Origin of the sequence: Shewanella sp. 11B5 (assembly GCF_002836795.1) — a bacterium.
Lineage (GTDB): Bacteria > Pseudomonadota > Gammaproteobacteria > Enterobacterales > Shewanellaceae > Shewanella > Shewanella frigidimarina.
Genome location: NZ_PJAP01000205.1, coordinates 1 through 1,036, shown reverse-complemented (window position 1 = coordinate 1,036; position 1,036 = coordinate 1). Strand labels below are relative to the sequence as shown.

The following is a 1,036-nucleotide window of genomic DNA, read 5'->3' as shown; positions in this document are numbered from 1 at the left end:
TCGTGGTTAAACTCCAAATTTAGTGACCCAGAAAAACAAGGGAAACTCATATTTTTAAATCACTTATCAACCAATGAGAAAAAAGATTGGAAACTATCACAATTATTCTCCCTCATTGAAAAAATATCGGCAATTGATTCTAACCAACGTTTCATAATTAATGTCACTCAAGAAAACTTTGACTCTGTTAGTATTGAAACTGAGAAATTTACGGTTCGAACAAATACGCAAACGGCTGTTTTCACCGTTAACGAACATTTTTTTGAACTACCATCACTCATTGCACACTCCGATTTTGTGATAACAGTCGATACGGCAATATTGCACTTTGCTTTTGCTGCTCAACGTCCTTTATTAGCAATGATGCGTGAGAAAAAGCCTTATTGGGCACCACCAGAAAGTGAGGTCTCGCATGTCATGTATGCAACAGAAGGTAGGGGCCACATTGAAGACATCAGCGTTGACCGAGTGTTCCAACAATATAAAAAAATGAACTATCTCGGTTAAAGACTTAACACCCAATACATAAATATACGCAAGGTGAACGGATGAAGAAGGCTATTTTTACACTCGCTATTGGCGATAACCCAATGTATCGCGCTGCCATTGCCAGCTTTAAAGCTTATGGTAAAAGAATTGGGGCTGATGTCATCATTTCAGATCAACTGCATTATAAAATTCAAGTCAGTAACCCTAAATTTGACTCAAGCCCAGCATGGTCTGAAAAGCTATATATTGCAGAGATACTCAAAGAATATGATCGAGTACTGTATCTGGATGCAGATATTATCGTGACACCTTGGGCACGAGATATATTTGAACTATATTCAGACCTTGATACAGTTTATATGTTCAATGAGGGACGTCATCGCGATCGAAGTGAGCAAGCGGTGCAAATCAATAATATCTTAGGCGAAGTAGATTGGCCAAAAGAGGACGATCGGATAGTTTATTACAACTCTGGAATGTTTCTGCTATCGAAAGAAACCGGCCTATTTGATAAAGCAAATATTGAAGAAATGCAGGCCATTTGTAA

The 1,036-nt window shown here is 38.1% G+C and carries 2 protein-coding genes; both read left to right on the top strand.

Annotated elements, in window-relative coordinates; all coding sequences use genetic code 11:
- Positions 1–507: glycosyltransferase family 9 protein (locus tag CXF78_RS01675; protein WP_145991343.1), on the top strand; the 507-nt coding region annotated here is incomplete at its 5' end.
- A gap of 41 nt (positions 508–548) precedes the next feature.
- Positions 549–1,036, top strand: a 488-nt coding sequence (locus CXF78_RS01670; RefSeq protein ID WP_219622050.1) for a glycosyltransferase, incomplete at its 3' end; no start/stop codon positions are given.